This is a genomic window from Ferruginibacter sp., assembly GCF_031391665.1.
Lineage (GTDB): Bacteria > Bacteroidota > Bacteroidia > Chitinophagales > Chitinophagaceae > Ferruginibacter.
This window is the reverse complement of the sequence record NZ_JANMUN010000019.1, coordinates 1-2,860: the sequence shown is the minus strand read 5'-3', so window position 1 is coordinate 2,860 and position 2,860 is coordinate 1. Positions and strand designations below refer to the sequence as shown.

Sequence of the window (2,860 nt, the reverse complement as noted above, 5' to 3'; positions counted from 1 at the left end):
TAAGACGGCCCCGGTGCCGCTCCACGCACTGGAACTTTCATTGTTGATATTGGTGCGTGGAGCGACACCAGCGCAATAGAAATCCGTAACTATTATTTGAGTGGGACAAATTTCGTAAAAGGTATTTTTTCATTCAGGCTATCTTCAATGAAATTTCGCTTAGAGCCATTTACTATATAAACGATAATTTGTTTTTCGAAACAAATTTTTACAGCACTTATTTTTGAGGTCATTCCACCTGTGCCAAGCCCATTGTCTTTCTCTTCAATAAATTGATCGATCTTTTCCAAATCTGAGATTTCTGAAATTAACGTTGCATCCGGGTATAGTTTTGGATTTTTATCAAATAAACCATCTATATCTGAGGCAATAATCAGTTTATCGGCATCTATTAAATTCGCCACCAATGCGGATAACTTATCGTTGTCGCCTACAATTAATTCCTCAACCGCAACCGTATCATTTTCATTAATAACAGGAATGAAGTTATGCGTTAGTAGTTCGTTGATGGTATTGCGGGTATTCTGCCTCGAAACTTCGTTTTCAAAATCTCTGTATGTCATTAAACACTGTGCAATTTTCAGATCAAAATCGCCAAATACCTCGCTGTAAATCTGCATTAGCCTGGGCTGGCCTATAGCAGATAGTGCCTGCTTTGATGTTACAATATTATCCCAGGCTTTTATATTTACAAATTGCCTGGCTGTAGCAATGGCACCAGAAGAAACTAAAATTATATCGTAACTATCCTTTAATTTTTCTATTTGCCTGGCAATATCTTCGATTTTCCCCCTGGATATTTTATTGGTTCCGGCAGTAAGGGTTGAAGTACCTATCTTAACAACTATTTTGCTCTTCATATTTTAATTTCTTATTTGGCCGTTTCCTGCAATAAACCATTTGTTGGTAACGAGCTGTGCTAAACCAACCGGACCCCTGAAATGGAGTTTCTGTGTACTGATAGCGATTTCTGCACCAAACCCAAACTGACCACCATCTGTAAATCTTGAAGAAGCATTGTGATAAACTGCGGCGCAATCGACTTCGTTCTGAAATTTCGTTGCCGGTAATTCATCTTCAGTTACAATAACGGCGGAATGCTTTCCTGAATACTTATTAATGGACAATATAGCATCATCTATTGTTTCAACAATTCCGAATAATATTTTGGGCGAAAGAAACTCTTCTTCATACATCAATTTACTTTCCATCGGTTTTATTGCATTAAACGATTTAAAAAAATCCCCATCGCCATAAACCTCCAGATTCATTTTCAAAGCTGCTGTAAGAATTAATTCAATTTTCTGCTCTAAATCAGCTGTGTTTTTATTAAACAAGACTTTGTCAATTGCATTGCACACGCTTAACCGGCTTTTCCCATTTATAATTATGTTTTGAGCCATTTCAAAATCGGCATCTGCATGCACGTAAACAAAGTTATTTCCCCTCCCGCTGATAATAAGTGGCACCAAAGTGTTTTGCTGAATGTAATTAATCAACGCTTCGCCACCGCGTGGAATTATTAAATCTAATTGGTAGTAATTTTCTTTTAATAGCTTTTGTGTTTCTTCTCTATCGATATCTAAATAGGTTACAAAATCCAAAGGAAGATTATTTATTTGCAACGCTTCTGCCCAAAGTTTAACCAAAAAAAGGTTGGTGTTTTTAGATTCTTTTCCTCCTTTTAAATAAATTTTATTACCCGCTTTAAAAGCATTGATGGCTGCTTCTATCGTTACATCCGGTCTTGATTCGTATATGATTAAGATCCGGCCAAAAGGAACCGTTCTGTTTTCTACATAAATTCCGTTTGGGTGTTTGTATTGGCTAAGAATATTTCCTTCGGGGTCCTCCATGTTAATTACTTCTTCAATAGAAGCAACCATACCATCTACTTTCTTTTCGTTCACTTTTAAGCGGTCAATCAAGGTAGGATCGAGATTGCCGGCATTATCAAGGTCAATTTTATTTTGCTGTATTATTTCGAACTTGTGTTTTGAAATAAGTGCTGCTAAATCGGTCAGCGTTTTGTTTTTTGTATTGCTATCCAGGATCATACATACTCTTGCTAACGTAAGTTTTGTTTTCGCTCTTCATTTTCGTGATGCAAATTTGGTTTTTTTCCGTCAGCATTCAAAACCTCCCCGGTTTTCCTGCGCCTCAGCCTTCGCCTATCGTTAGGATAATTTCCAATTCCCAGCCGGGTCTCATCCAGAGCCTTTGTATGTTTAACTATGGACCCGGCGCAAATTGAAAAAATATCAAATCATCTGACGACGAGTTCGCTTTACTTATTTTCCACGCATCGAGACTCATCTGATAAACAAAGTACACCGCGCAAAAAAGGTCATCTTATTTTAAAAGCTTTTCGATCCCCTCATTGAAATCATCTAAATCAAAAGGCTTTTCAAAAAACAGGTCTGCACCGACTTCCAGGGCGGCTTCCCGGGCAAGACCAAAACCGGAGATCATAATGATCTTAAGTGAAGGATATCGTTGTTTGATATAGACGATAAAATCAATCCCGTATCCATCCGGCAGTTTATTATCCAATATTACCGCAAGCGGCTGTTGTTTTTTAAGGTATTCTTCAGCCGATAAAAGGTCGTTTACATAATCCAGCTCGAAGCGGGTCTCATGAAGTACCATTTGCAGCACTAAACCCATCTGCCCATCGTCGTCAACAACAAGAATCTTATTGGTAGTTGAAGGTTTTTTTTTCTTTGTCTTTGCCATGTCTTTTTTGATTAATGATTACCGCACCTGTACGTTCAATAAGCCAATACCGCTATAAAACTCCTGCAAATTTGCTATTTCCTCCGCCATAGCGGTGCCCGTATTAAATAAACGGCCCGGTGCT

The 2,860-nt window shown here is 38.1% G+C and carries 3 protein-coding genes; all 3 read right to left on the bottom strand.

Annotation, left to right across the window (positions count from 1 at the left end; genetic code table 11):
* Window positions 1–92: 92 nt before the first annotated feature.
* A complete protein-coding gene (gene proB / locus ACY651_RS01310) occupies window positions 93–860 on the bottom strand; it encodes a glutamate 5-kinase (protein ID WP_462248917.1) in 768 nt (255 codons plus the stop codon).
* 3 nt (window positions 861–863) lie between these two features.
* A complete protein-coding gene (locus ACY651_RS01305) occupies window positions 864–2,057 on the bottom strand; it encodes a glutamate-5-semialdehyde dehydrogenase (RefSeq protein WP_462248915.1) in 1,194 nt (397 codons plus the stop codon).
* A gap of 295 nt (window positions 2,058–2,352) precedes the next feature.
* Complete coding sequence (locus tag ACY651_RS01300) at window positions 2,353–2,736, bottom strand: response regulator (protein WP_462248913.1); 384 nt, start codon at window positions 2,734–2,736, stop codon at window positions 2,353–2,355.
* Window positions 2,737–2,860 lie beyond the last annotated feature (124 nt).